The organism is Brenneria izadpanahii (assembly GCF_017569925.1).
Lineage (GTDB): Bacteria > Pseudomonadota > Gammaproteobacteria > Enterobacterales > Enterobacteriaceae > Brenneria > Brenneria izadpanahii.
In genome coordinates, this window is record NZ_CP050854.1 from 122,828 (window position 1) to 143,090 (window position 20,263).

At 59.6% G+C, this 20,263-nt stretch carries 17 protein-coding genes; 3 read left to right on the top strand and 14 right to left on the bottom strand.

What is annotated here, in order from left to right; translation table 11 throughout:
- Positions 1-4 precede the first annotated feature (4 nt).
- The 3 genes from HC231_RS00520 to HC231_RS00530 are packed head-to-tail and all read right to left on the bottom strand — an operon-like array spanning position 5 to position 3,501.
- Positions 5-880, bottom strand: coding sequence for an ABC transporter permease (locus HC231_RS00520; protein WP_246494646.1), 876 nt, complete (start codon positions 878-880; stop codon positions 5-7).
- Entirely contained in the window at positions 877-1,821 is a 945-nt protein-coding gene (locus HC231_RS00525) for an ABC transporter permease (protein ID WP_208229254.1), read from the bottom strand. The genes HC231_RS00520 and HC231_RS00525 overlap by 4 nt, the downstream gene beginning before the upstream one ends.
- 57 nt (positions 1,822-1,878) lie before the next feature.
- Complete coding sequence (locus HC231_RS00530) at positions 1,879-3,501, bottom strand: ABC transporter substrate-binding protein (protein ID WP_208229255.1); 1,623 nt, start codon at positions 3,499-3,501, stop codon at positions 1,879-1,881.
- Positions 3,502-4,165: 664 nt separating this feature from the next.
- On the opposite strand from HC231_RS00530, the gene HC231_RS00535 reads away from it, so the two are divergent.
- The gene (locus HC231_RS00535) at positions 4,166-5,065 is read left to right on the top strand and encodes a LysR family transcriptional regulator (protein ID WP_208229256.1); all 900 of its coding nucleotides are present in this window, start codon (positions 4,166-4,168) and stop codon (positions 5,063-5,065) included.
- Positions 5,066-5,084: 19 nt separating this feature from the next.
- Here the strand turns inward: HC231_RS00535 and HC231_RS00540 are convergent, their stop codons facing one another.
- Genes HC231_RS00540 through HC231_RS00580 form a run of 9 tightly spaced genes read right to left on the bottom strand, consistent with a single transcriptional unit; the run spans position 5,085 to position 14,289 of the window.
- The gene (locus HC231_RS00540) at positions 5,085-5,918 is read right to left on the bottom strand and encodes an IclR family transcriptional regulator (protein ID WP_208229257.1); all 834 of its coding nucleotides are present in this window, start codon (positions 5,916-5,918) and stop codon (positions 5,085-5,087) included.
- Positions 5,919-5,965: 47 nt separating this feature from the next.
- Entirely contained in the window at positions 5,966-7,165 is a 1,200-nt protein-coding gene (locus tag HC231_RS00545; RefSeq protein WP_208229258.1) for an aminotransferase class V-fold PLP-dependent enzyme, read from the bottom strand.
- A gap of 27 nt (positions 7,166-7,192) precedes the next feature.
- Positions 7,193-7,678: a RidA family protein gene (locus HC231_RS00550; protein ID WP_208229259.1), complete on the bottom strand. Its 486-nt coding sequence runs from the start codon at positions 7,676-7,678 to the stop codon at positions 7,193-7,195.
- The gene (locus HC231_RS00555; RefSeq protein ID WP_208229260.1) at positions 7,675-8,688 is read right to left on the bottom strand and encodes an ABC transporter ATP-binding protein; all 1,014 of its coding nucleotides are present in this window, start codon (positions 8,686-8,688) and stop codon (positions 7,675-7,677) included. Before HC231_RS00555 ends, HC231_RS00550 begins: the two co-directional genes overlap by 4 nt.
- On the bottom strand, positions 8,685-9,698 hold the full coding sequence (locus HC231_RS00560; protein WP_246494649.1) for an ABC transporter ATP-binding protein: 1,014 nt from the start codon (positions 9,696-9,698) through the stop codon (positions 8,685-8,687). Before HC231_RS00560 ends, HC231_RS00555 begins: the two co-directional genes overlap by 4 nt.
- The gene (locus tag HC231_RS00565) at positions 9,695-10,906 is read right to left on the bottom strand and encodes an amidohydrolase/deacetylase family metallohydrolase (protein ID WP_208229262.1); all 1,212 of its coding nucleotides are present in this window, start codon (positions 10,904-10,906) and stop codon (positions 9,695-9,697) included. Before HC231_RS00565 ends, HC231_RS00560 begins: the two co-directional genes overlap by 4 nt.
- Positions 10,906-11,772: an ABC transporter permease gene (locus tag HC231_RS00570; protein ID WP_208229263.1), complete on the bottom strand. Its 867-nt coding sequence runs from the start codon at positions 11,770-11,772 to the stop codon at positions 10,906-10,908. Before HC231_RS00570 ends, HC231_RS00565 begins: the two co-directional genes overlap by 1 nt.
- On the bottom strand, positions 11,769-12,713 hold the full coding sequence (locus tag HC231_RS00575) for an ABC transporter permease (protein WP_208229264.1): 945 nt from the start codon (positions 12,711-12,713) through the stop codon (positions 11,769-11,771). The genes HC231_RS00570 and HC231_RS00575 overlap by 4 nt, the downstream gene beginning before the upstream one ends.
- Before the next feature lie 40 nt (positions 12,714-12,753).
- Positions 12,754-14,289 (bottom strand): ABC transporter substrate-binding protein, encoded by a 1,536-nt coding sequence (locus HC231_RS00580; protein ID WP_208229265.1) that lies wholly within the window; start codon positions 14,287-14,289, stop codon positions 12,754-12,756.
- A gap of 676 nt (positions 14,290-14,965) precedes the next feature.
- Between HC231_RS00580 and HC231_RS00585 the strand changes: the two genes are divergently transcribed.
- Both HC231_RS00585 and HC231_RS00590 read left to right on the top strand, forming a co-directional pair.
- A complete protein-coding gene (locus tag HC231_RS00585; protein ID WP_208229266.1) occupies positions 14,966-16,510 on the top strand; it encodes an ABC transporter substrate-binding protein in 1,545 nt (514 codons plus the stop codon).
- A gap of 31 nt (positions 16,511-16,541) precedes the next feature.
- Positions 16,542-17,876 (top strand): GH1 family beta-glucosidase, encoded by a 1,335-nt coding sequence (locus HC231_RS00590; protein ID WP_208229267.1) that lies wholly within the window; start codon positions 16,542-16,544, stop codon positions 17,874-17,876.
- Positions 17,877-17,910: 34 nt separating this feature from the next.
- Here the strand turns inward: HC231_RS00590 and HC231_RS00595 are convergent, their stop codons facing one another.
- Complete coding sequence (locus tag HC231_RS00595; RefSeq protein WP_246494651.1) at positions 17,911-18,660, bottom strand: amino acid ABC transporter ATP-binding protein; 750 nt, start codon at positions 18,658-18,660, stop codon at positions 17,911-17,913.
- Positions 18,661-18,736: 76 nt separating this feature from the next.
- Positions 18,737-20,254 carry an argininosuccinate lyase gene (argH, locus tag HC231_RS00600; RefSeq protein ID WP_208229268.1) on the bottom strand — a complete coding sequence of 506 codons (1,518 nt, stop codon included), beginning with the start codon at positions 20,252-20,254 and terminating at the stop codon, positions 18,737-18,739.
- Positions 20,255-20,263 lie beyond the last annotated feature (9 nt).

A 20,263-nucleotide genomic window follows, 5' to 3' on the forward strand; every position in this document is an offset into this window, starting at 1 on the left:
CCTCCTAAAGCCGTTTTGAAAATTTGGGATCGAGAACATCGCGCAGGCCATCGCCGAGCAGGTTGATGGCCAGCACCGAGGGAACCAGAAACAGCGCGGGGAACAGCACATCCCCCGGGCTTTGCGAGAACATCACGCGTCCTTCGGCCATGATGTTGCCCCAGGTGGGGATATCGGAGGGCAGGCCCAGACCCAGAAAGCTGAGAATGGCTTCGGTCAGCACCGCCGAGGCCGCCACAAAGGTGCCTTGCACAATCAGCGGCGCCATGGCGTTAGGCAGGATATCGCGCCACAGAATCATGATATTGCTGGTCGCCAGCGCGCGCGCCGCCTCGACAAACGCCTCCTGGCGCAAACTAAGCACCAGCGAACGCACCAGCCGCGTCACCCTAGGCACTTCGGGCACCGCGATGGCGATAATCACCGTGGTCAGATTGCCGCCGAACATCGCCACCAGCGTAATGGCCACCAGCACTGAGGGGATCGCCATCAGGCCGTCCATAATGCGCATCAGCAGCATATCCAGCGCGCGGAAGTAGCCCGCCAGCATACCCAGCAGACAGCCGGCTAAAACAGCGGCCAGCGCGGTCAGCAGGCCGACGGTCAGAGAAATGCGCGTGCCGTAGAGTACGCGGCTCCAGATATCGCGCCCCAGACTGTCGCTGCCCATCCAAAAGGTATGCGGGATTTGCGTACCGTCCAGCAGCGTGACCTGCCCGCTGGTGCCGGCGCCGACGGAGATAAAATTCATGTCCATCACGCTGGGATCGAACGTGCCGAGCCACGGCGCGCCGATCCCCATCAGGGCCAGCGCCGTTAAGGTCAGCACGCCGATTTTTACTGAAGTATTACGCCAGAGTCGTTTCGCTGTATTCATCATTCATCCCGGATGCGCGGATCCAGCAACAAATAGCTCAGATCTATCAAAAAATTCAGCAGGATATAGGTCACGGCGAAGAACAGGACCACGCCCTGCAATACCGGAAAATCCCGGTTGAGCACGGCGTCCACCGTAAGCTGCCCCAGGCCGGGAATGGCAAAGACCGTCTCCGTCACCACCACGCCGCCAAGCAGCAGGGCGGCGCTGACGCCGATCACCGTCGCCACCGGCACCGCGGCCACCCTGAGCGCGTGATGCCGGAGCACCTGTAGTTCGGTGATGCCTTTGGCGCGCGCGGTGCGAATAAAGTCTTCGGTCAACGCTTCGCTGACCGCGGCGCGCGTGACGCGGGCGAGCAGCGCCACATAGGTCACCGACAGCGTGAGGCAGGGGAGAATCAGGTTGTTCAACCAGGGGAGAAAGCCCTTTGACAGCGGGTTATAGCCCTGCACCGGCAGCCATTGCAGCTTGAGCGCCAACACATAGATCAGCAGGTAGCCGATGACGAACACCGGTATGGAGAAGCCCACTACGGAGCATGACATCACGCAGCGATCCAGCCAGCCGCCCATGCGCCAGGCCGCCAGCGCCCCCAGCGGCAGGGCGATCAATACGGTAAACAGCAGCGTGCCGAACGTCAGCGACAGCGTGGGTTCCATCCGCTGCATCAGCAGCGTGGTCACCGGCTGATTCATGAAAAAGGAGTAACCGAAATCGCCATGCAGCACCCCTTGCGCCCAGATGGCGAACTGTTTCCACAGCGGCAGGGTCAGGCCCAGCTGTTCGCGGATGCGGTCGATATCCTCATTGGTCGCGCTGTTGCCGCCGATAACCGCCGCCGGATCGCCGGGAATCAGCCGGACTATCATAAAAATGGCGATCGCCACCACCAGCAAAACAGGCAGCGTCGCCAGCAGGCGCTTGCCGGTAAATGTCAACATGCTCGCTCCTCATTCCTGGTTGCAACTGGCCGATTGGCGCCCGCGCGCCCGTCGGATTCACTGTTTGCGAATATTCCAGTACACCTGCGCCCCTGAAGACACCAGGCCGGTTACGTTGGAACGGACGGCGGCCCGCAGCTCATACTGGCCCAGCGGCACATGGGTGACGGTTTCAAAGGCGCGCAGTTGAATCTGGGTAGCGATTTTTTTCTTCTCATTTTCGTCGATGGCGCGGGCGAAGCGGGCCTTCATCGCTTCCAGCTCTGGATCGTCCTGCCAGCCGAACCAGCCCTTTTCCCCACGGGCGTTCATCATCGCCATGGTGAGCGGGTTGAGCACGTCTTCCGCCGCCCAGGCGGTCATAAAGGCGTTCCAGCCGCCGGCCGAGGGCGCGTCTTTTTTGGCTCGCCTGGCCACCAGGGTCTGCCAGTCCATATTCTGCAAATCGACCTTGAAACCGGCTTGTTCAAGCTGCTGTTTGGCGACCAGCGGCAGCTTGGCGATGGTCGGGGAGTCGGTGGGGCGCATCAGGACAATCGGCTGGCCTTTGTAGCCCGCCTGTTGCAGCAGCGCCTTGGCTTTTTGCGGATCGGCTACGCCGGTAAACTCGCCGGTCTCGTCCGAAGCGAAAGATGTGCCGCAGGGATACATGCTTTTGCAGAATTTTTGCAGTTCCGGCACGCCGATTTGCACGCGCAGCATTTGCTGTTCGCCCAGCGCCAGCATGGCGGCGCGGCGGATACGCACATCGTTGAACGGCGGTTGCAGGAAATTAAAGCGGATGATTTGCAACATCCCTATCGGCTGCGCCTTAACCAGATTGATATTGGGCGTTTTGCCCAGCGCCGGGATCTGTTCAAACGCCGGCTGTTCCAGGATATCGGCTTCGCCGTTGACCAGCGCGTTAAACTGCGTTTGCGGATCGCGGATGATGAGCCACTCTACGCGGTCGATATAAACTTTTTTCCCGCCTGCGGTGCCGGAAGGCGGCTCATCGCGCGGAACGTAGTAAGGGTTTTTAACGTAGACCACCCGCTCGCCGGATTTATATTCGTCGCTCTTGAACATATAAGGGCCGGAACCGACGGTGCTGCGGATCTGAACGTCGCCGGAGGTCTGCGCAACCGCTTTCGGCATAATAAACGGCACGTTGGACGAGGGTTTGCCCAGCGCCTCCAGCATCATGCCGAAGGGCTCTTTCAGGGTGATGGTAAAGGTTTTCGCATCCACCGCCTGATAATGGTCGATGAACGACGCCAGCGCGCTGCCGAAGCTGTCGCGCGTTGACCAGCGTTGCAGCGAAGGGATCACGTCGTCGCTGGTCACCGGGGCGCCGTCGCTGAATTTCAGCCCGTCGCGCAGCACGAATGTCCAGGTCAGATTATCGTCCGATACCTTCCAGCTATCGACCATCTGCGGCTTGATGTTGCCGTCGATATCGGTGCCGAATAAGGTGTCGTAAATCATATAGCCATGATTGCGGGTGACGTTGGCCGTGGTCCATATTGGGTCGAGTGAGACCAGATTGCTGCTGGGGATGATTTTCAATACGTCGGCAGGCGTTGCGGCAAATGACGATATGCTGGAAAGCGCCGCCATCATGCTGAAAATAATTCGATGAAAGGTTATTTTAGTGGATATTTTATCGATGAATGCATTTTTAACCGTCATTAATTTCATGGTATCCCCGATTTTATCTAACAGCCTATTGGCTATAGCATTAAGTGGAACTGAAACTAAAAAGCATTATGGATTATCGTGGCGTTAATAAAATGAACGTTTTCTTATGATGTTAAAAACACTACAAAAGTATGACTCGCGAAGCTATCACAACATCAGCGACCCAGTGTCGATAAAAAGTATACGCTAACTTTTTCTTACCATCGTATGGTATGTATCATTTTATTTAACTATCAATTAATTATGGGTTTTCTCTGCGGGCGGGTGCTGGCAAAAGGTAATCAATAAGAGCGGCTTTGTCAGAGCCGCCGCATATTAGTGCAGTCTGAAAAGAGATATTGTTATTCATTATGAATAGTGTTTTTAGAGTAAATAGATGTTTTTAATTACTAATTGATAAGCAATGGCGGCCGCGTTAATAGTTTTATTCTCTATTTCTGAGAGGTGCACCCGTTTCCGGCGATATACTGCACTGGCATAGTGCACGTTAGCAAAAAAACGTCGGCGTAATCGGCCATAAGAAAATAGACTGCCTTAAATGAAAACAATAAAAAGCGCGCCGGATAACCCAATTAGCGCGAAAGGAAATAAACCGGAAATGGCACGTTTATTGCTGGTTTATTGGCCGACAGCCGGCATCAGGCCATTATTTTCAGGAGTCGCTATGCAACTCAGGGCATTAAGATATTTTAACGAAGTGGCGCAGTGCGTTTCGTTACGTAAGGCGGCCACCCGATTATATGTAACGCCCAGCGCGGTAAGCCGTCAGATTGAGCAACTGGAGCATTTTTATGGCGCTTCGCTGATTGAAAGAAATCCGCGCGGCATCCGGCTAACGCGGGAAGGCGAATTTCTGGCGCAGGCGATCAATGCCACATTGCGTGAGTTGGATCATGTGAAGGAGCATATCGCCAACAGCCAGGGAGTGGTGGCGGGAACCATTCGGATGTTCGTCAGCGAAGGCTTGATTTCCAGCATGCTGGCGCCGGTGCTGGCGAAATTTTCCCAGCAGTATCCCAAGGTGCAGTTTCAAATCGAAACCGGCAGCGCGCCCCGCATCGCGGATGCGTTTCGCGCCGGCGAAGCGGATATCGGGCTGACGTTCTACATGCCGCCCTGCGCCGAAATTGAAGTGACCCACCATTGCGATTTATGGCACCGCGTCCTGGTGCCGCAGGGACATCCGTTCACCGGGCGCCATTCCATTACGATCAAGGATCTTGCCGGGCAGCCGCTGGCCATTCCCAATTCCACCTTCTCCACCCGGCAGATCATCGAAGCCGCCGCCAGAAAAGAGGGGGTTCGGCTTAACGTCGCCTATACCACCAGCTCGGTGGAAGTTCAAAAGTGCCTTGCGCGAACCGGCATTGCCCTGTTGGTTTTGCCGCAGGCCGCGCGCCAGGACCGCGATCTGGGCGATGGCCTGGTTGCCGTACCGTTGCTCGATCCGCTGATTGAACGCGTGCGGGTCGATCTGTGTTTGCCCCGGCAAAGGACGGCATCCATCGCCATCAAAACCTGCCAAAGCATGCTGGCGCAAATCATGGCGGACTGCTCTATTTAATCTTTCCCGGCCCGGAATATTACCGGGAAGGGCCATGCGCCGTCAGCGGCGGCATGCGCCAACCCATGCGCATTTCCGCCTGCGCCGCGCTGCGTTGCACTTTCATCGATAAGTCCGCCTCGTCCTGCTCGGCTTTTATCGCCGGCACCACGATGGAAATGGTGGCCCGGCACACGCCGTCAGGATCGCAGATAGGCGCGGCGATGCAGGCGACGGCAAAATCCGATTCCCCCACCTGTATGGACAGGCGGTTGTTGAGAGCCTGCTGCGCCGCCGCGGATAACACCGCCGGGTCGGTTTCCGCGCTGCCGGTGGGCGACGCTTTAGCCGAGCGGGCGTATAGCGTCAGCCGTTCCTGTTCGGGCAGATGCCCGGCCAGCAGCCGGCCTGAAGCGGACCAGTTCAGCGGAATGCGGGTTCCCACCCTGGAACTGACCTGAAAATGATCCGGCCCGTCGGCCATGGCCAGCACCACCATTTTGTCGTCGTCGCGGCCGCAGATTTGCACCGTTTCACCGCATAGCGCGCTGAGAGACTGCATCTCCTCGCAGGCCACGGTCAGCAGGTCAAGGTTGCGGGCGTAGGTCAGCCCGTAATGGTACAGGCGGGCGCCCAGCCAAATCGCGCCGTTATCCTGACGCTGAAGGATGTTCTTGCCGACCAGATCGTCGACGATGGAATAGATGGTGGAGAGCGGCGCCGCCACGCCTTTGGCGACCTCATAGGCGCTTGCCGGATGCTGGCGCGCCTGCAACCAGTCGAGGATTTGCAGCGTGCGTTCGACGCCGCTGGTGCGGGTGCCCCGCTTGCCGCCGTTTACGGGGGCGGGGGAAGGCTGCGCTTTCAGGTTCATCTCATTCTCCTTATTCGCCGGGACCGGCGCGGCGATTCAAACCAGCGTTAATCCGGCCAGCGGACAATGGCTTCCTGCTGGCGCAGTATGCGTTGTCCGAAGTCGCTGATCAGCGGATCCGGAGCCTGGCGGGCCCGCTCCAGCTCCGCGAGCAGCCGCGCCAGCACGCGCCGATCTTCGCCGGCGTGTAAGTTACAGGGATCCAGTTCAAAAAAACCATGCTCGACCAGATGACCGCGCACGATCACCGGGGGATCGCCGGCGGCCAGCGCATCCGCCAAATCCCAGGCGGTGGTGCGCGCCAGCGCGGGATCGATCGTCACCTTGAGCCGGCACAGGGGATTATCCGTCGGATCGGGTTCGATCAGCGCGGCGACGCCGGGCTGGCTCGCCAGACCGGCCGACCACATCTCCAACGTTTGCTGCTCCCTGGCGCGAATGCCCGCGTGATCGCGCGTTTCCCAGGCCTGCAACGCGGCGCAAACGCCGGCGATGCTCTCTTTACCCACTTTCATGCCCCGGCCGATGCCGTGATTTTGCAGCCAAGCGCGGCGTACCAGCTCTCTGGCGCCGGCCACAATGCCGGAAGTGGGGCCGCCGAGAAATTTATGCCCGGAATACAATACGATATCCGCTCCCTGACGTAGAAATTTGCGTAAATCGTATTCCGAGGCGGCGTCGACAATCACCGGCACGCCGTGCTGATGCGCCACCTGGCAAAATAGCTCAAGGGGGATTTGACCATATTCTACGACATGGTGGGAGACGACATAAAGCGCCGCCGCGGTACGTTCCGTGATGGCGCCGGCGAGATGGTAGGGAGAGGCGCTGGTGGCCTGGCCGATGCTCACCACCCTGGCGCCGGTGAGCCGCACCGACTGCTCGACCGGCGCGCCGAAGTTCACCAGATGGCCCGCTTGAATGACCACTTCATTACGTTCGCCGCGTATTTCCGGCAGCCTTTCAATGGCGCTGAGGTCGTCGCCGGCGATGCATCCGGCCACCGCCAGAGAAATGCCGGAAGCGCAGGAGGCGGTGACGAATCCCGTCTCCGCGCCGGTGAGGCGCGCGATAACGCCGCTGGCATGGCGCTGCAGGTCCGCCATTTCGACAAACTGCGGCAGGATCCGGCGCATCGCCTCAATCGCCGGCTCCGCCACAATGGACGCGCCCAGAGATGTCATGGTGCCGGAGACGTTAATGACGGGCCGCAACCCCCAGTCCGCTCTGCTATCGATGTCGTTCACTGTTGACTCCTTGGTTAAGGAATAGGGTTATTCAAAGGCGACGATGGCCTCGATTTCCACGGTGATCTGGCCGGGCAGCGAGGCGAGGCCCACCGCCGATCGGGCGTGGACGCCGGGCTGCCCGAATATCTCCACCATCAGGTCGGAACAGCCGTTGATAACCTGGGGATGGCGGGTGAAATCGCTGTCGGCGTTAACCATGCCGAACAGCTTGACGATTTGGGTAATGCGGCAGAGATCGCCGAGCGCCTCATGCATCACCGCCAGCAGATTGATGCCGGTCAGCCTGGCGTGCTGGTAAGCGCTATCGACGCTGACCGTGCTGCCCACTTTGCCGGTATGCATAAAACCGCCCGCCTCCACCGGCCCCTGACCGGACAGAAACAGCAGGTTGCCCACCTGAACATGGGAGACGAAGTTGGCGATGGGCGGCGGCGAACCGGGCAGAATAATGCCGCTGGCGGCCAGCCGTTGGTAAGGCGTTTGCATCGTTGAGGAAAGTCCCTGACTCATAGAGTATGCTCCAGCGGATCATAAGGAGGAATGTCTGAATAACGGATACAGCTGACCCAATGATCGTCGCCCACGGCTTCCGGCGGCGGCACCGTTTCGGCGCAGGACGGCGCGGCGTGAGGACAACGGGTGCGGAACACGCAGCCGCTGGGGGGATTGGCCGGGCTGGGTATATCCCCTTGCAGCGCGATGTGCCGTTTCGGCCGATCGGGATCGGGCACCGGCGCCGCCTGCAACAGCGCCTGAGTATAGGGGTGGCGCGGCCGGGCGTAGACCTCGCGGCAGGGGCCGCTCTCCATAATGCGCCCCAGATACATGACGATCACCTCATCGCACAGATACTCCACCACGCTCAGATCGTGGGCGATGAACAGTACCGTCAGACCCAGCGAGCGTTGCAGATCGCTGAGCAAATTGAGCACCTGCGCCTGAATTGAGACATCCAGCGCCGATACCGGCTCGTCGGCGACGATAAATTTGGGTTCCACCGCCAGCGCGCGGGCGATGCCGATACGCTGCCGCTGGCCGCCGGAAAACTCGTGGGGATAGCGGCTGGCGTACTCCGGCTGTAGCCCGACCAGCGTCAGCAGCTCCGCTACCCGCGCCCGCCGGGGCGCGCCGCGGGCAAAGCCGCAGGTATCCAGGGCTTCGCCCAGAATATCGCGCACCCGCAGGCGGGGGTTAAGGCTGGAAAAGGGATCCTGAAAGATGATTTGCATCTGCCGCCGGTAGGGCCGCATCTGGCGCGGCGTCAGGCTCAGCAAATCCACTCCCTCGAACAGCACCCGGCCGCCGCTGGGCTCAATCAACCGCAGCAGGCTGCGCCCCGCGGTGGTTTTGCCGGAGCCCGATTCCCCCACCAGCCCAACGGTGGTGCCGCGGCGCAGTCTGAAAGAGAGCCCCTGCACCGCCCGCACGCTGCCGCCCTGGCGGGTGGGAAAGTTTTTATACAGCCCGTCCACTTGCAGCAGAATATCCTGTCGAGCAGGCGAGGTCGGTAAGTCGCTCATAGCTCCTCTCTCCTTAAACAACGGGACCAGGTATGTTCGTCTACCGGCAACAGCTGCGGCGACTGGCGGCGGCACTCCTCTATCGCCATCGGACAGCGCGGCGCAAAGGCGCAGCCGGCGGGCAGGTCGGTTAACGCGGGGACGCTGCCGGGAATGGTGTCCAGCCGCCGTCGCCGGCCGTCAAGACCGATGTCGCGCGCGGCGTTGGGCGTACAGGCCAACAGGCCGCGAGTATAAGGATGCCGCTGATGGCGGAATAACCGCGCCACCGGAGCCTGCTCCACCACCCGGCCGGCGTACATCACCACCACCTGATGGGCGATTTCCGCCACCACGCCCAGGTTATGGGTAATGAAAATAATGCCCATGCCCATCTCTTCCTGCAGCCGGCGCAGCAGCGCCAGGATCTGGGCCTGTACGGTAACGTCCAGCGCGGTGGTGGGCTCGTCGGCAATCAGCAACGCCGGCCGGCAGGCGAGCGCCATGGCGATCATCACCCGCTGGCGCATACCGCCTGACATATGGTGCGGATAGTCATCCAGCCGGGCGCGGGCGGCGGGGATCTCCACCCGTTCGAGCATCTCCAGCGCCTGCTGTCTGGCCTGGCTGCGTCCGATGGGCTGGTGCAGCCGCAGCATCTCCATGATCTGGTCGCCGACGGTAAACAGCGGGTTGAGGCTGGTCATCGGCTCCTGGAAAATCATGGCGATTTCCCGGCCGCGGATCCGGCGCCAGCCGCGCGCATCAAGGGTGCGCAGGTTAAGGGTCTGGCCGGAACGATCGCAATACCGCATCTCGCCGCCGGTTACCCGGCCGTTGCGCCCCAGCAATCCCATGATCGACAGGCTGGCGACCGATTTGCCGGACCCCGATTCCCCCACCACCGCCAGCGTCTCGCCGCGGCGGACATCGAAGGTCACCCCATCCACCGGCAGTACGCTGCCGCGCCGGCTGAAAAAGCCGGTGCGCAGATCTTTCACCGACAGCAGCGCTTGCGCTTCGGCATTCATAGCAGCCATCCGCAGTGAGGGCAGGCGTGGCGGTCGCTGTTCTGCGGCTGATAGCGGCTGGCGGGCCACGCGTTTGCTCCCAGTATTGAATAGACCGGGTCGAACACCTGCTCCAGCAGGCTCTCCGCCCCTTTGGAGTCGGTGACGCGCAGATTTTCGTCGCGCAGCCGGAACAGGGTGAAATTGGCGCGCGCACCGCCGCTCATCATGGGGCCGTAAGGGCGGTTGATGGCCTGACGAGGGGCGACCGTCGCGGCATGAATGACCTGTTCCAGCGGCATACCCAGCGACAGCAGTTTGGACAGGGTGGTGGCGAAATCCCATACCGAACCGTCAAGCGAGTGGCCGTGAACATCGGTAGAGATGGTTTGCGGCAGCAGCCGGCGGCCGATGGCGGCTTTGGCCACCTCGAAAGAGAACGAGGCGCCGCCGTGTCCCACATCCAGGATGATGCCGCGATCCCGCGCCTGTTCGACCAGGTGGAACAGATCCTCGTCTTCCAGGATGGAACCGCCGATTTTACCGTTGAAGCAGTGGGTAATGATGTCGCCGGGGCCCAACTGGGCCAGCACGTCGTCATACAGCGGCAGCGGCTCTCCCACATGCACCATCAGCGGCAGGCCCAGCACTTTGCCCAGCTTTTTGCCCAGCTTCACCGGCGCGATGTCCCAGCCCCGGCTAATCACGCCGCTGGCGCGCACCTTCAGACCGACGATGCGATCGCGGTTGGCCTCCACGGTGGCGGCGATGCGGTCCACGTCGATATCCCCCATGTGGGAGAGTTCGCTCACCCGGTTGCAGGCCACCAGACCGATGGAGCCGATGTTTAGAAAGGCGTAAATCTCTTCGTCGGCGCGCTCGATAATCCATTCGCGCAGGCCGTGGAAATTAGCTTCGCCGGCGGAGCCCGCATCCACCAGGGTGGTCACGCCGCGCGCCAGGCCGCAAACCTCCGGCCGGATGGAGATATCGGTGCCGCCGTACCAGATATGGGTGTGCAGATCGGTCCAGCCGGGACAAAGATAGGCGCCGGCGGCGTCGATAATCCGCGCGCCGTCCGGCGGCTCGGTCAGTTGGGCGGCGTAGGCGCTAACCCGGCCGGCGGAATCAATGAGCACATCCAGCAGTCCGTCCACGGGCAGGGGCAGATCCAGACCCAGCGGACGAACCGCGCGCAGCAGCAAAGAAGTAGTGGAGGAAACGGTCATCAGACACCTTTTGATAGTCGGGGATCGAGGAAATCGCGCAGCGCGTCACCCAGCAGCTGGAGCGAAAGAACGGTAATGACGATGGCGATGCCGGGAAACAGCATGATCCATGGGGCGTCGTCCATATACTGGCGGCCCTGGCTGATCATGGTTCCCCAGGTGGGAATATCCGGCGATATCCCCACGCCGAGGAACGACAAGCCCGCCTCGGCCAGGATGGCGTTGGCGAAAATAAAGGTGGCTTGCACCAGCAGCGGCGAGGCGATATTGCGCAGAATGTGGCGGGTAAGGATCACCGGAGTCGGTACGCCCAGCGCGCGGGCCGCCTCCACAAAGGGCAGCTCGCGCACCACCAGTGTGGAGGCGCGCACCACGCGCGCCAGCCTCGGCGTATAAACCGTACCCAGCGCCAGCGTCACGTTGATGGCGGTGGGGCCGAGGGCGGCCACCAGCGCGATGGCCAGCAAGATATCGGGAAAGGCCATCATCGCGTCGATCAGCCGGGAGACCGGCCCATCAACGCGGGGGAAGTAGCCGGCCGCCAGCCCCAGCACGATGCCGGCCAGCGAAGCGAAGATCACCACCGACAAGCCCACCAGCAACGAGGTTTGACCGGCATACAGGGTACGGGTAAAAACATCCCGCCCCAATTCATCGCTGCCGAACCAGTGGCTGGCGTTCGGCGCCGTCAGCCGGGTCATGATGGAAAGCTCGGCGGGCGCATAGGGCGCCAGCCAGGGAGCCGCCGCCGACGCGAGCAGGATAACGATCAGAACGCCGATCGCCGCCGCGCTGGCGGGGCGGCTGAGCAGTTGCCAGATAAAGCCTTCCCGTCTGGCGGCGGTAAGCATCGTCGCCGCCGTCATGAGAAACGCACCCGGGGATCGACCCACAAATAGAGCATATCGATGAGAAAATTCATCAGCACGTAGAGGCCGGAGATCACCAGCAGCGTGCCCTGAATCACCGGGTAGTCGCGGCGTAGCACCGCCGATACCGTCAGGCTGCCGACGCCGGGCAGGCCGAATACGGTTTCGGTCACGATGGCGCCGGAAACCAGCAGCGCGGCGGTAAGCCCCATCACCGTCAGCACCGGAATCAGCGCGTTTTTGAAGGCGTGGCGCAGCACCACCCGCCGTTCGCTCATGCCTTTTGAGCGGGCGGTGCGCACGTAATCGTCGTTGAGCACATCCAGCATGCTGGCGCGGGTAAAGCGCATAATCAGCGCTGAACTTACCGCGCCCAGCGAAATAGCCGGCAAAACCAGATGCTGAATTCGCGTGATGAAGCCGGCGTCCGGCCCCCCGTAGCCGGACGTATCAAACCAGCCCAGCCGCACGGCGAACAGCTGGATCAGCAGTAGCCCCAGCCAGAACGAGGGAATGCTGGCCGTAAACATGGACAGGCTGGTGGCCAACTGATCGAACCAGCCGCCGCGGTAGTAGGCGGAGAGGATCCCCACCGGCAGGGCGATAACGGCGGCGATCAGCAGGGAGAACAGGGTTAGAAAAAAAGTGGGTTCCGCCCGCTGCCACAGCGCCTCGCTGACCGGGATATTGAGGAAGATGGACTGGCCGAGATCCCCTTGCAGGATCCCGCCCACATACTGCATGAATTGCAGCGCGATCGGCGCGTTGAGGCCCAGCCGATCGCGCAGGGCGGCGATATCGGCCGCGCTGGCGTCGGGGCCCAACATGACCGCGGCGGGATCGCCCGGCGTAACGCGCACGATGATAAATACGATGGTCACAACCAGCGCCATCACCAGCAGCATTCCGGTAATTCGATTCAGGGCTGCACGTAACACGGCGTTTCCTCCTCTGGGCGCCACGGCGGGCGCGCAGGCGTTATGGATTCAGAGAGGCATTCCAGAAATAGGGCCAGGGGGAGGGCGCTATTCCCTGTAGCGCCGGCGCGCGCGCCGCCAGTGAATTGAAATCGCCCACCTTGAACACCGGCGCTTCCTGGTAAATGACGCGCTGCACATCCGCCCATAGGGCGACGCGGCGTGACGGATCCGTCTCGCTGTTGAAGGCGTCGAGGGCGGCGCGTTTGCCTGGGCTTTGCCACCAACCCGGCGAGTCATCGGAAAGGAAGCCGGTCAGCGAGGGTTCGGGCAGGAAAGGGCTATGGGTGATGTAGATATCCCACTTGGCGGGATCGGCGCGGTTTTGGGTCAGGGTGGCCCACTCCACCACGTCCAGTTGCACCTTGAAGCCCGCGGCCTGCAGATAGGCCTGGGCCACCTGGGCCATTTTATAGTGGAATTCGTACTGGCGGCTGGTGAGGATGCGCAGCGGCCTGCCGTCATAGCCGGCCTGCTTGAGCAACGCCGACGCCTTGGCGGTATCTCCCTGCGGCCGATAGGCTTCGGCGCCGGCGTCGGTGTGCCAGACATACCCTTCGGGATACATGGCGCCGTCTACGCTGAAGAAGTCGGCGCTGCCGAAGGCGGCCATCAGCATATCTTGCGGCGCCAGCGCTGCCTGCACCGAACGGCGCAGCGTCAGGTCGGTCATCAACCCCTGGCGGGTATTCATGACAAACACCGGCCAGCCGAAGGGGCGCAGAATTTCCGGCACGGTTTTGCCGCCGCGTAGACGAGATAACGCTTCCACCGGCAGAGAGTCCACGTATTGGAACTGGCCCGATACCGCCCCTTCAACGCGGGTATTGGGATCGGGAACCGGCACAAAGCGGATTTCATCCAGGTAGCGGTGGCGCGCGCCGCCAAAACCGTCGGGCGCTTCGCTGCGCGAACTGTAGTCGTCGAAACGCGTCAACTGGATATAGCGATCCGGCTGGTGCGACTGCAAGCGGTAGGGACCGGTGCCGATAAATTCGCGCAGCGGCGATTGATCGGCCAGACGGGATGGCAAAATCACCGCCGCGGAGTTGTTCAGCGCGAGTAGCGCCAGCAGCGGGGCAAACGGCCGTTTCAGGCGGATAATGATCGCATCCGGCCCGTCCGCGCTGACCGCGTCGATAGCCGCCGCCGCCTGCTTGCCGCGGTTGGCGAGCGTCATCCACCGCTGTAGGGACGCCGCTACGTCGGAAGAAGTCATGGTGGTGCCGTCATGGAAATGCACCCCTTGACGCAGCGTAATCCGGTAGGTTTTTCCGCCATCGCTGATAACCGGCATCGCCTGCGCCAGCAGCGGCACGACATTCCATTGCGAATCAAAGGTGAACAGGGTTTCGAAAATATGTTGGGAGATGGTTCCTACCAGATCGGCGCTGGAGATCATGGGATCCAGCGTTGGGGGTTCGCCGATGGTGGCGACGTTCACTATCCCCCCTTTAACCGGTTCGGCAAGCGCCGCGGTCGGTTGAACGGCTGCTGTCAGGCATGCCAGCAGCAGGATATGCAGCAACTTCGACATTATTTATCCTCATTTGCGTATTACACAATAATGGAATATATGACGCTGTAAGTGATGCTGTTTTTTAAATTACACCGCTAGCCCCTACCGTCAACCTTTCATTTCGCGACCGTCGGAAATTTGCCGGTTAAAACATATTAAACGCAGGTTTTGTGTGGAGATAAATACTGGAAATAAGCGGATATGGCGCTACTTCTATCGGGTATCTGAAAGATGTTGTTATTATTCATCTGTGTTTTTGCTCTCTTTCGTTTTTTATCTCTGAATTTTTAATATTGCCGCCGGATTTGGTATTTTCTGCAACAAATTTATGGGGGTGAATTAATTTCATTCCGTTTGTTTAGAATTAATTCCATATCATTTTTTTATAAGTAAAAAAGTATATCTATCGGAAGAAGCGCTTGAAAAAATAATGAAAATACGAAAGTGAAAAAATAGTCTGTTGACAATTTTGATTTTTACTGTCTAGGATTGATTAGCTGAAGATAAGGGATTTAACGTTGAAGGGGTTTGGTAATATACTGAATTTCATTGGATTATATTTCATTCTGCACTTGTGATAAGTTTTATTTATCTTATTTCCATAATTATGGAAATAAGGCGTTATTTAATTCGATAAACGGTGCGGCATCCAAATGGTTTGTTTGTTATTCCATAATTACAGACGGAACCCAATATGAAAAATGTAACTGCTTCACTGGTTTTTTTTATCGTAATGTCCCTGGCTTTAATTCAAATAAATACTGCGCGTGCGGCGCAGCCGGGTAACGGCGTGATTAATGTCGCCACTATCGGCGAACCGCCCACGCTGGATCCTATGGCCACCACCACCGATTTAGCGGCGGAAATTTCCCAGCATATTTTCGAAACCCTGTTCACCTTTGATTCGCAATGGAATGTCGTGCCGCTGCTGGCGGAAAAAATGCCGGAAATTTCTGCTGGCGGGAAACAATATGATATTACGCTACGCAAAAACGTGCATTTTCACGACGGCCGCATCATGACGCCGCAGGATGTGGCGGCCTCGCTGCAACGCTGGCTGCGGATCGCGTCCCGCGGCAAACAGGTTTCGTCCTCGGTGGTTGCGGTGACCGCTCAAGGGGATAATCAGATCAGGATTACCTTGAACCGTCCATATTCGCCGCTGTTGGCGCTGCTGGCTTTCAACAATTCCGCGGCGGTGATCATGCCGCAGGATGTCCTGGCGGATCCGCTGACGCGCTTTATCGGCACCGGTCCCTACCGCTTGCAGGCGCACCGGCCGGATCAATATATTCAGCTGACCCGGTTCGACGATTACCAGCCGCGCCAGGAAGCGCCGGACGGCTATGGCGGCGCGCGGCATGCGCTACTCAAAGAGATACGTTTTGTGCCGGTGGTTGATGAGAACACCCGTCTCAACGGCATGCTTTCCGGCCAGTTTGATTACGCCGATTCCTTGCCGCCGGAAAAACTGGCCGCCCTGAAGGGCAATGACCGGGTGGAGCCGCTATTGCTGAAACCTTTTGGCCTGGCGGTGATGGTGATGAATACCCGCGAAGGCGTGCTGGCCAATCAGTGGCTGCGTCAGGCGGTGCAGGCCGCGCTTAATCCGAATGATATGCTGCTGGCGGGGTTTGGCGATCCGAACTTTGTGCAGGCGGACGGCGCGCTTTATCCGGAGAATTTCGTCTGGCACAGCGAGCAGGGCGTCGCGCGTTACGGCAAAGCGTCGCCGCAGACCGCGGCGGCGCTGATGAAAAAGGGAAATTATCAGGGCCAGACCCTGCGTATTCTCACCAGCCGCCAATATGAGTTCCATTACAAGATGGCGCTGGTGGCTCAGGCCTATTTGCAGGCGGCCGGTTTCAAGGTATCGCTGGAGATATTCGACTGGGCGACGTTGACCACGCGGCGGGCCAATCCGGCGTTGTGGGATATTTTCATCACCCACGGCCCGTTCGCGCCCGAACCGATCCTGAACGGCTGGATGGCGGACGATTATCCCGGCTGGTGGGCGACGCCTGAGAAAAAGCAGGCCGTGGACGCCTTTATTACCGAAACCGATCCCCAGAAACGCAAGGCGCTGTTTGCCGCCATCCAGACGCTGTTTTATGAGCAAGCCCCGGTTTACAAGGTGGGAAACTTCAACACGCTTTCCGCCAAAGCGAGCACGCTGGCGAATTTTACGCCTTCCCCCTGGCCCTTTTTCTGGAATGTGGAAAGCCTGAAAAAACCCTGATGCCAACTTTAATGGCCGGAGAATATTCGTTATGAACAACGCTTTTCCCGATGATTTTCTGTGGGGCGTCGCCGCATCGGCGTTTCAGATTGAAGGGGCGGCAGATGAAGACGGCCGCGGCCGCAGCGTATGGGATGACTATAGCCATACGCCGGGCCGCATCGTCAATGGCGATACCGCGGATGTCGCCTGCGATCACTATCACCGCTATCCGGAAGATATCGCGCTGATGCGCCGCCTGGGCGTCGGCGCTTACCGGCTCTCCATCTCCTGGCCGCGCATCCTGCCGGAAGGCGCCGGGAAGGTTAATCCGCGCGGGCTGGCGTTTTACGATCGGCTGATCGATCTGCTGCTGCATGAAGGGATTCAGCCGTGGATCTGCCTGCATCACTGGGATATGCCGGTGGAAGTCGAGCGGCGGGGCGGCTGGCGCGCGCGTGAAAGCGCCGCCGTATTTGGCGATTACGCCGCCGTGGTCGCGCGTCATTTCGGCGATCGGGTCAAGCATTATGCGCCTATCAACGAGCCCAATGTTATCCCCTGGGTGGCCTATAATCTGGGACGGCACGCCCCAGGGCGACAAAGCAGGGAAGATTGCCTGCGAGCCATACACCATCTGAATCTGGCCCACGGCCTGTCGGTGTCGGCGCTACGCGCGGCGGTAAGCGGGGCGTGGATTGGCAATATCGTTTCGCTGGGGCCGGTTGAAGCGCAGCATGACGATGACGCCCACCGTCAGGCGCAGCGGCTGGGAGAGTGCCTGTGGCGCCGGGTTATGGTTGATCCGCTGTGGCTGGGCGAATATCCGCAGCCGCTGGCGGATGAGCTGGCGCCGCTGGTGCAGCCGGGCGATATGGCGATCATCGCCCAGAAGCTGGATTACTTTGGCCTGAACCATTACAACCGCGTCTACGTCGGCCCCAATCGTCATGCCAGTTGGGGCGTAGCCGAAACGCCGCCGCCGCCGGCGCTGGGATTGCCCCTCACCGACGTTAACTGGGCGGTTGATCCCGCCGCCTTTCTGGAGCAGATTCGCGATACCGCCGCCCGTTACGGTAACCCCCCGATCTATATCACCGAAAACGGCGCCGCCTTTCCCGACGCCCTGCGTGCGGATCGGCAGGTGGCGGATACGGCGCGCATTGACTATTTCCGCCGGTATCTGACGGCGCTGCAACAGGCCATTGCCGAAGGATGCGACGTGCGCGGCTATTTCGCCTGGTCGCTGTTGGACAATTTCGAATGGGGACGCGGCTACAGCAAGCGTTTCGGCCTGGTGTACATGGATTACCCCACGTTGCAACGTATTCCCAAGCAATCCTATTACTGGCTACAGCGGGTGATTGCCGGCAATGCGCTGCTCTGAATGCGCCGCCGTCATCTCGGTTTGCGGAATGGACTCATGGCATAACATGGCTCAGAAACGCTTTGATCCGCGGATGCGCGCCCGCGGAGAAAAACTCCTCCGGCGGCAGGTCCGCCGCGATTTGCCCCCGATCGATAAAAATCATCCGGTCGGCGACTCTCCTGGCGAAGCCCATTTCATGCGTGACGCACAGCATCGTCATACCGTTTCCCGCCAGATTCACCATGATGTCGAGGATTTCGTTGACCACTTCGGGATCCAGCGCCGAGGTGGGTTCATCGAATAACATGATGTCCGGCGCCATGCATAAGGCGCGGGCAATGGCGACGCGCTGCTGCTGCCCGCCGGAAAGCTGCCCGGCATATTTATCCGCGTGTGACTGTAGCTTTACCCGGCCCAGAAAATGGCGCGCCCGATCTTCCGCCTCGGCGTGCGATATGCCCAGAACCTTGACCGGCGCCAGCATGCAGTTCTGCAATGCCGTCATGTGCGGGAACAGGTTGAAACTCTGAAAAACCATACCTACGCGGCGCCGGACGTCGTGGATATTATCGATGCCCTTGCCGGTCAGCGTATCTATAACGGTTATCCGCCCGCCCTGATAATCCTCAAGACCGTTGATGCAGCGGATAAAGGTTGATTTCCCCGAGCCGGAAGGGCCGCAGATCACGATCTTCTCGCCCTTTCTGACGAAAAGATTGAGCCCCTTCAGCACCCTGGCGTCGCCGTAATGCTTTTCCAGACCGCTGATGCGGATAATGATGTCGGAACGATCGGGCGTCATGTGTTGATACCTTGGTTGATCATCTTATTGCTATTCGCGCGGAATAATGCCGTTCCGCGTTGCCGTGGGTTATCGCTTATGCGGACAGATGTTCCAGGGCGTTGCGGAGCGTATCGGCGATATCTTTATGGCGATCGATCCGTTGTTGATTGAGGCCGGCGGCGGCGGCGATCGCGGCGAGCGAATCCGCTGTCATCGCGTTTACCGACGCGGCGGAAGGCCCGCCGGAGAGACGCCCCTGAACGCATTTCACCGGATCGAGACTCGCCTGTATCTCTTGCGCGGACATCCCAAGCGCACGGCCGATCTCATCCTGGGCGGCCTTATCGATCATCTGCGTATTAATGCGATCGGCGGTAAGCCCCAGCGCCAATGCTTCATGGACCACGGCTCCCACGATATGGTGCGCTTCGCGGAAGGAGATATCGTAGTGTTTGACCATGGCGTCGGCCAGATCGGTGACGGTACAAAAATCCGCATTGGCTCTGGCGAGCATGGTCTGCCGGTTTGGTTTGCCGGTGCGCACCAGCAGGGTAAGGATTTCCACGGCGTCGGCGCACAGCGCGAGCATATCGGGGAATGAAGAGATGCTTTCCCGGTTGGCGTCGCCGGAGTGGCTGAAGTTGGTGATCCGCTGCGCGCTCATGGCGGCGGTATACATGCCGAGCACATGGGCGGCCCGGCCTTTCAGATACTCCAGCGCCACCGGATTTTTTTTCTGCGGCATGATGCTTGAGGTGCCGGCGACGCTATCCGGGAAATCAATAAAATTGAATTCATTGGTCACCCAGATGAAGTAATCCTGGGCGATGCGGCTCCAGGTGGCCGCCAACTGAGTCATGGCCGACATGATTTCGAACAGGCCATCGCGCGAGGCGACCGCGTCGAGGGTGTGCATGGCGACGGAGGAAAATCCCAGGGCATTGGCGGACGCGCGACGATCGATGGCGAAGGTGGTGCCGGCCAGCGCGCAGGCGCCCAGCGGACAGCTATCAATATGCGAGTAGGCCGCTTCCAGCCTTTCGGTATCGCGGGCCAGCGCCTGCTCTATGCCCGCCAGCCAGAATCCATAGGTAATGGGCTGCGCCGGCTGTAGATGCGTATATCCCGGCATAACGGCGTCCGCGTACTGTTTGGCCTGCTGAACGAGCAACCGGCGTAGCGTCAGCAATTGCGCGATCAGACCCGTCAGCCCTTCTCTGGCTTGAAGACGATCGATGGTCGCCAGAATATCATTACGGCTGCGCGCCATATGCAATCTGCCCGCATGGCCGATACCGATGCGCTCCACCAGACAGCTTTCATAATTTAAATAGGCGTCTTCCTTTAGGGGGTCTAATTTTACCGCTGAAGGTCCGTCATTAATTAAATCCAATAATCCGCGCGCCAGAATTTTCACCGATGCGGCGGGTAAAAGATGCTGTTGATTCAGCATGATTAAATGCGCCGCATTAATTTGCGTAATAAAGAAAAAGTTTTTCTCAAAACTTTTGGTTAAGCGCGGCAGATAAATAAGACGACATATTTCTTCCGCTGTGGGTTCCGATAGACGCGGGCTTACCGGCGATCCTGATGGTTGACGATCGATAGACATTATTTTACT

What these genes read in the sequence shown, in the direction of transcription:
- HC231_RS00520 (WP_246494646.1), bottom strand. Translation starts at nt 880, where the DNA reads ATGATGAATACAGCGAAACGACTCTGGCGTAATACTTCAGTAAAAATC.
- HC231_RS00525 (WP_208229254.1), bottom strand. Translation starts at nt 1,821, where the DNA reads ATGTTGACATTTACCGGCAAGCGCCTGCTGGCGACGCTGCCTGTTTTG.
- HC231_RS00530 (WP_208229255.1), bottom strand. Translation starts at nt 3,501, where the DNA reads ATGAAATTAATGACGGTTAAAAATGCATTCATCGATAAAATATCCACT.
- HC231_RS00535 (WP_208229256.1), top strand. Translation starts at nt 4,166, where the DNA reads ATGCAACTCAGGGCATTAAGATATTTTAACGAAGTGGCGCAGTGCGTT.
- HC231_RS00540 (WP_208229257.1), bottom strand. Translation starts at nt 5,918, where the DNA reads ATGAACCTGAAAGCGCAGCCTTCCCCCGCCCCCGTAAACGGCGGCAAG.
- HC231_RS00550 (WP_208229259.1), bottom strand. Translation starts at nt 7,678, where the DNA reads ATGAGTCAGGGACTTTCCTCAACGATGCAAACGCCTTACCAACGGCTG.
- HC231_RS00555 (WP_208229260.1), bottom strand. Translation starts at nt 8,688, where the DNA reads ATGAGCGACTTACCGACCTCGCCTGCTCGACAGGATATTCTGCTGCAA.
- HC231_RS00560 (WP_246494649.1), bottom strand. Translation starts at nt 9,698, where the DNA reads ATGAATGCCGAAGCGCAAGCGCTGCTGTCGGTGAAAGATCTGCGCACC.
- HC231_RS00565 (WP_208229262.1), bottom strand. Translation starts at nt 10,906, where the DNA reads ATGACCGTTTCCTCCACTACTTCTTTGCTGCTGCGCGCGGTTCGTCCG.
- HC231_RS00570 (WP_208229263.1), bottom strand. Translation starts at nt 11,772, where the DNA reads ATGACGGCGGCGACGATGCTTACCGCCGCCAGACGGGAAGGCTTTATC.
- HC231_RS00580 (WP_208229265.1), bottom strand. Translation starts at nt 14,289, where the DNA reads ATGTCGAAGTTGCTGCATATCCTGCTGCTGGCATGCCTGACAGCAGCC.
- HC231_RS00585 (WP_208229266.1), top strand. Translation starts at nt 14,966, where the DNA reads ATGAAAAATGTAACTGCTTCACTGGTTTTTTTTATCGTAATGTCCCTG.
- HC231_RS00590 (WP_208229267.1), top strand. Translation starts at nt 16,542, where the DNA reads ATGAACAACGCTTTTCCCGATGATTTTCTGTGGGGCGTCGCCGCATCG.
- HC231_RS00595 (WP_246494651.1), bottom strand. Translation starts at nt 18,660, where the DNA reads ATGACGCCCGATCGTTCCGACATCATTATCCGCATCAGCGGTCTGGAA.
- argH (WP_208229268.1), bottom strand. Translation starts at nt 20,254, where the DNA reads ATGTCTATCGATCGTCAACCATCAGGATCGCCGGTAAGCCCGCGTCTA.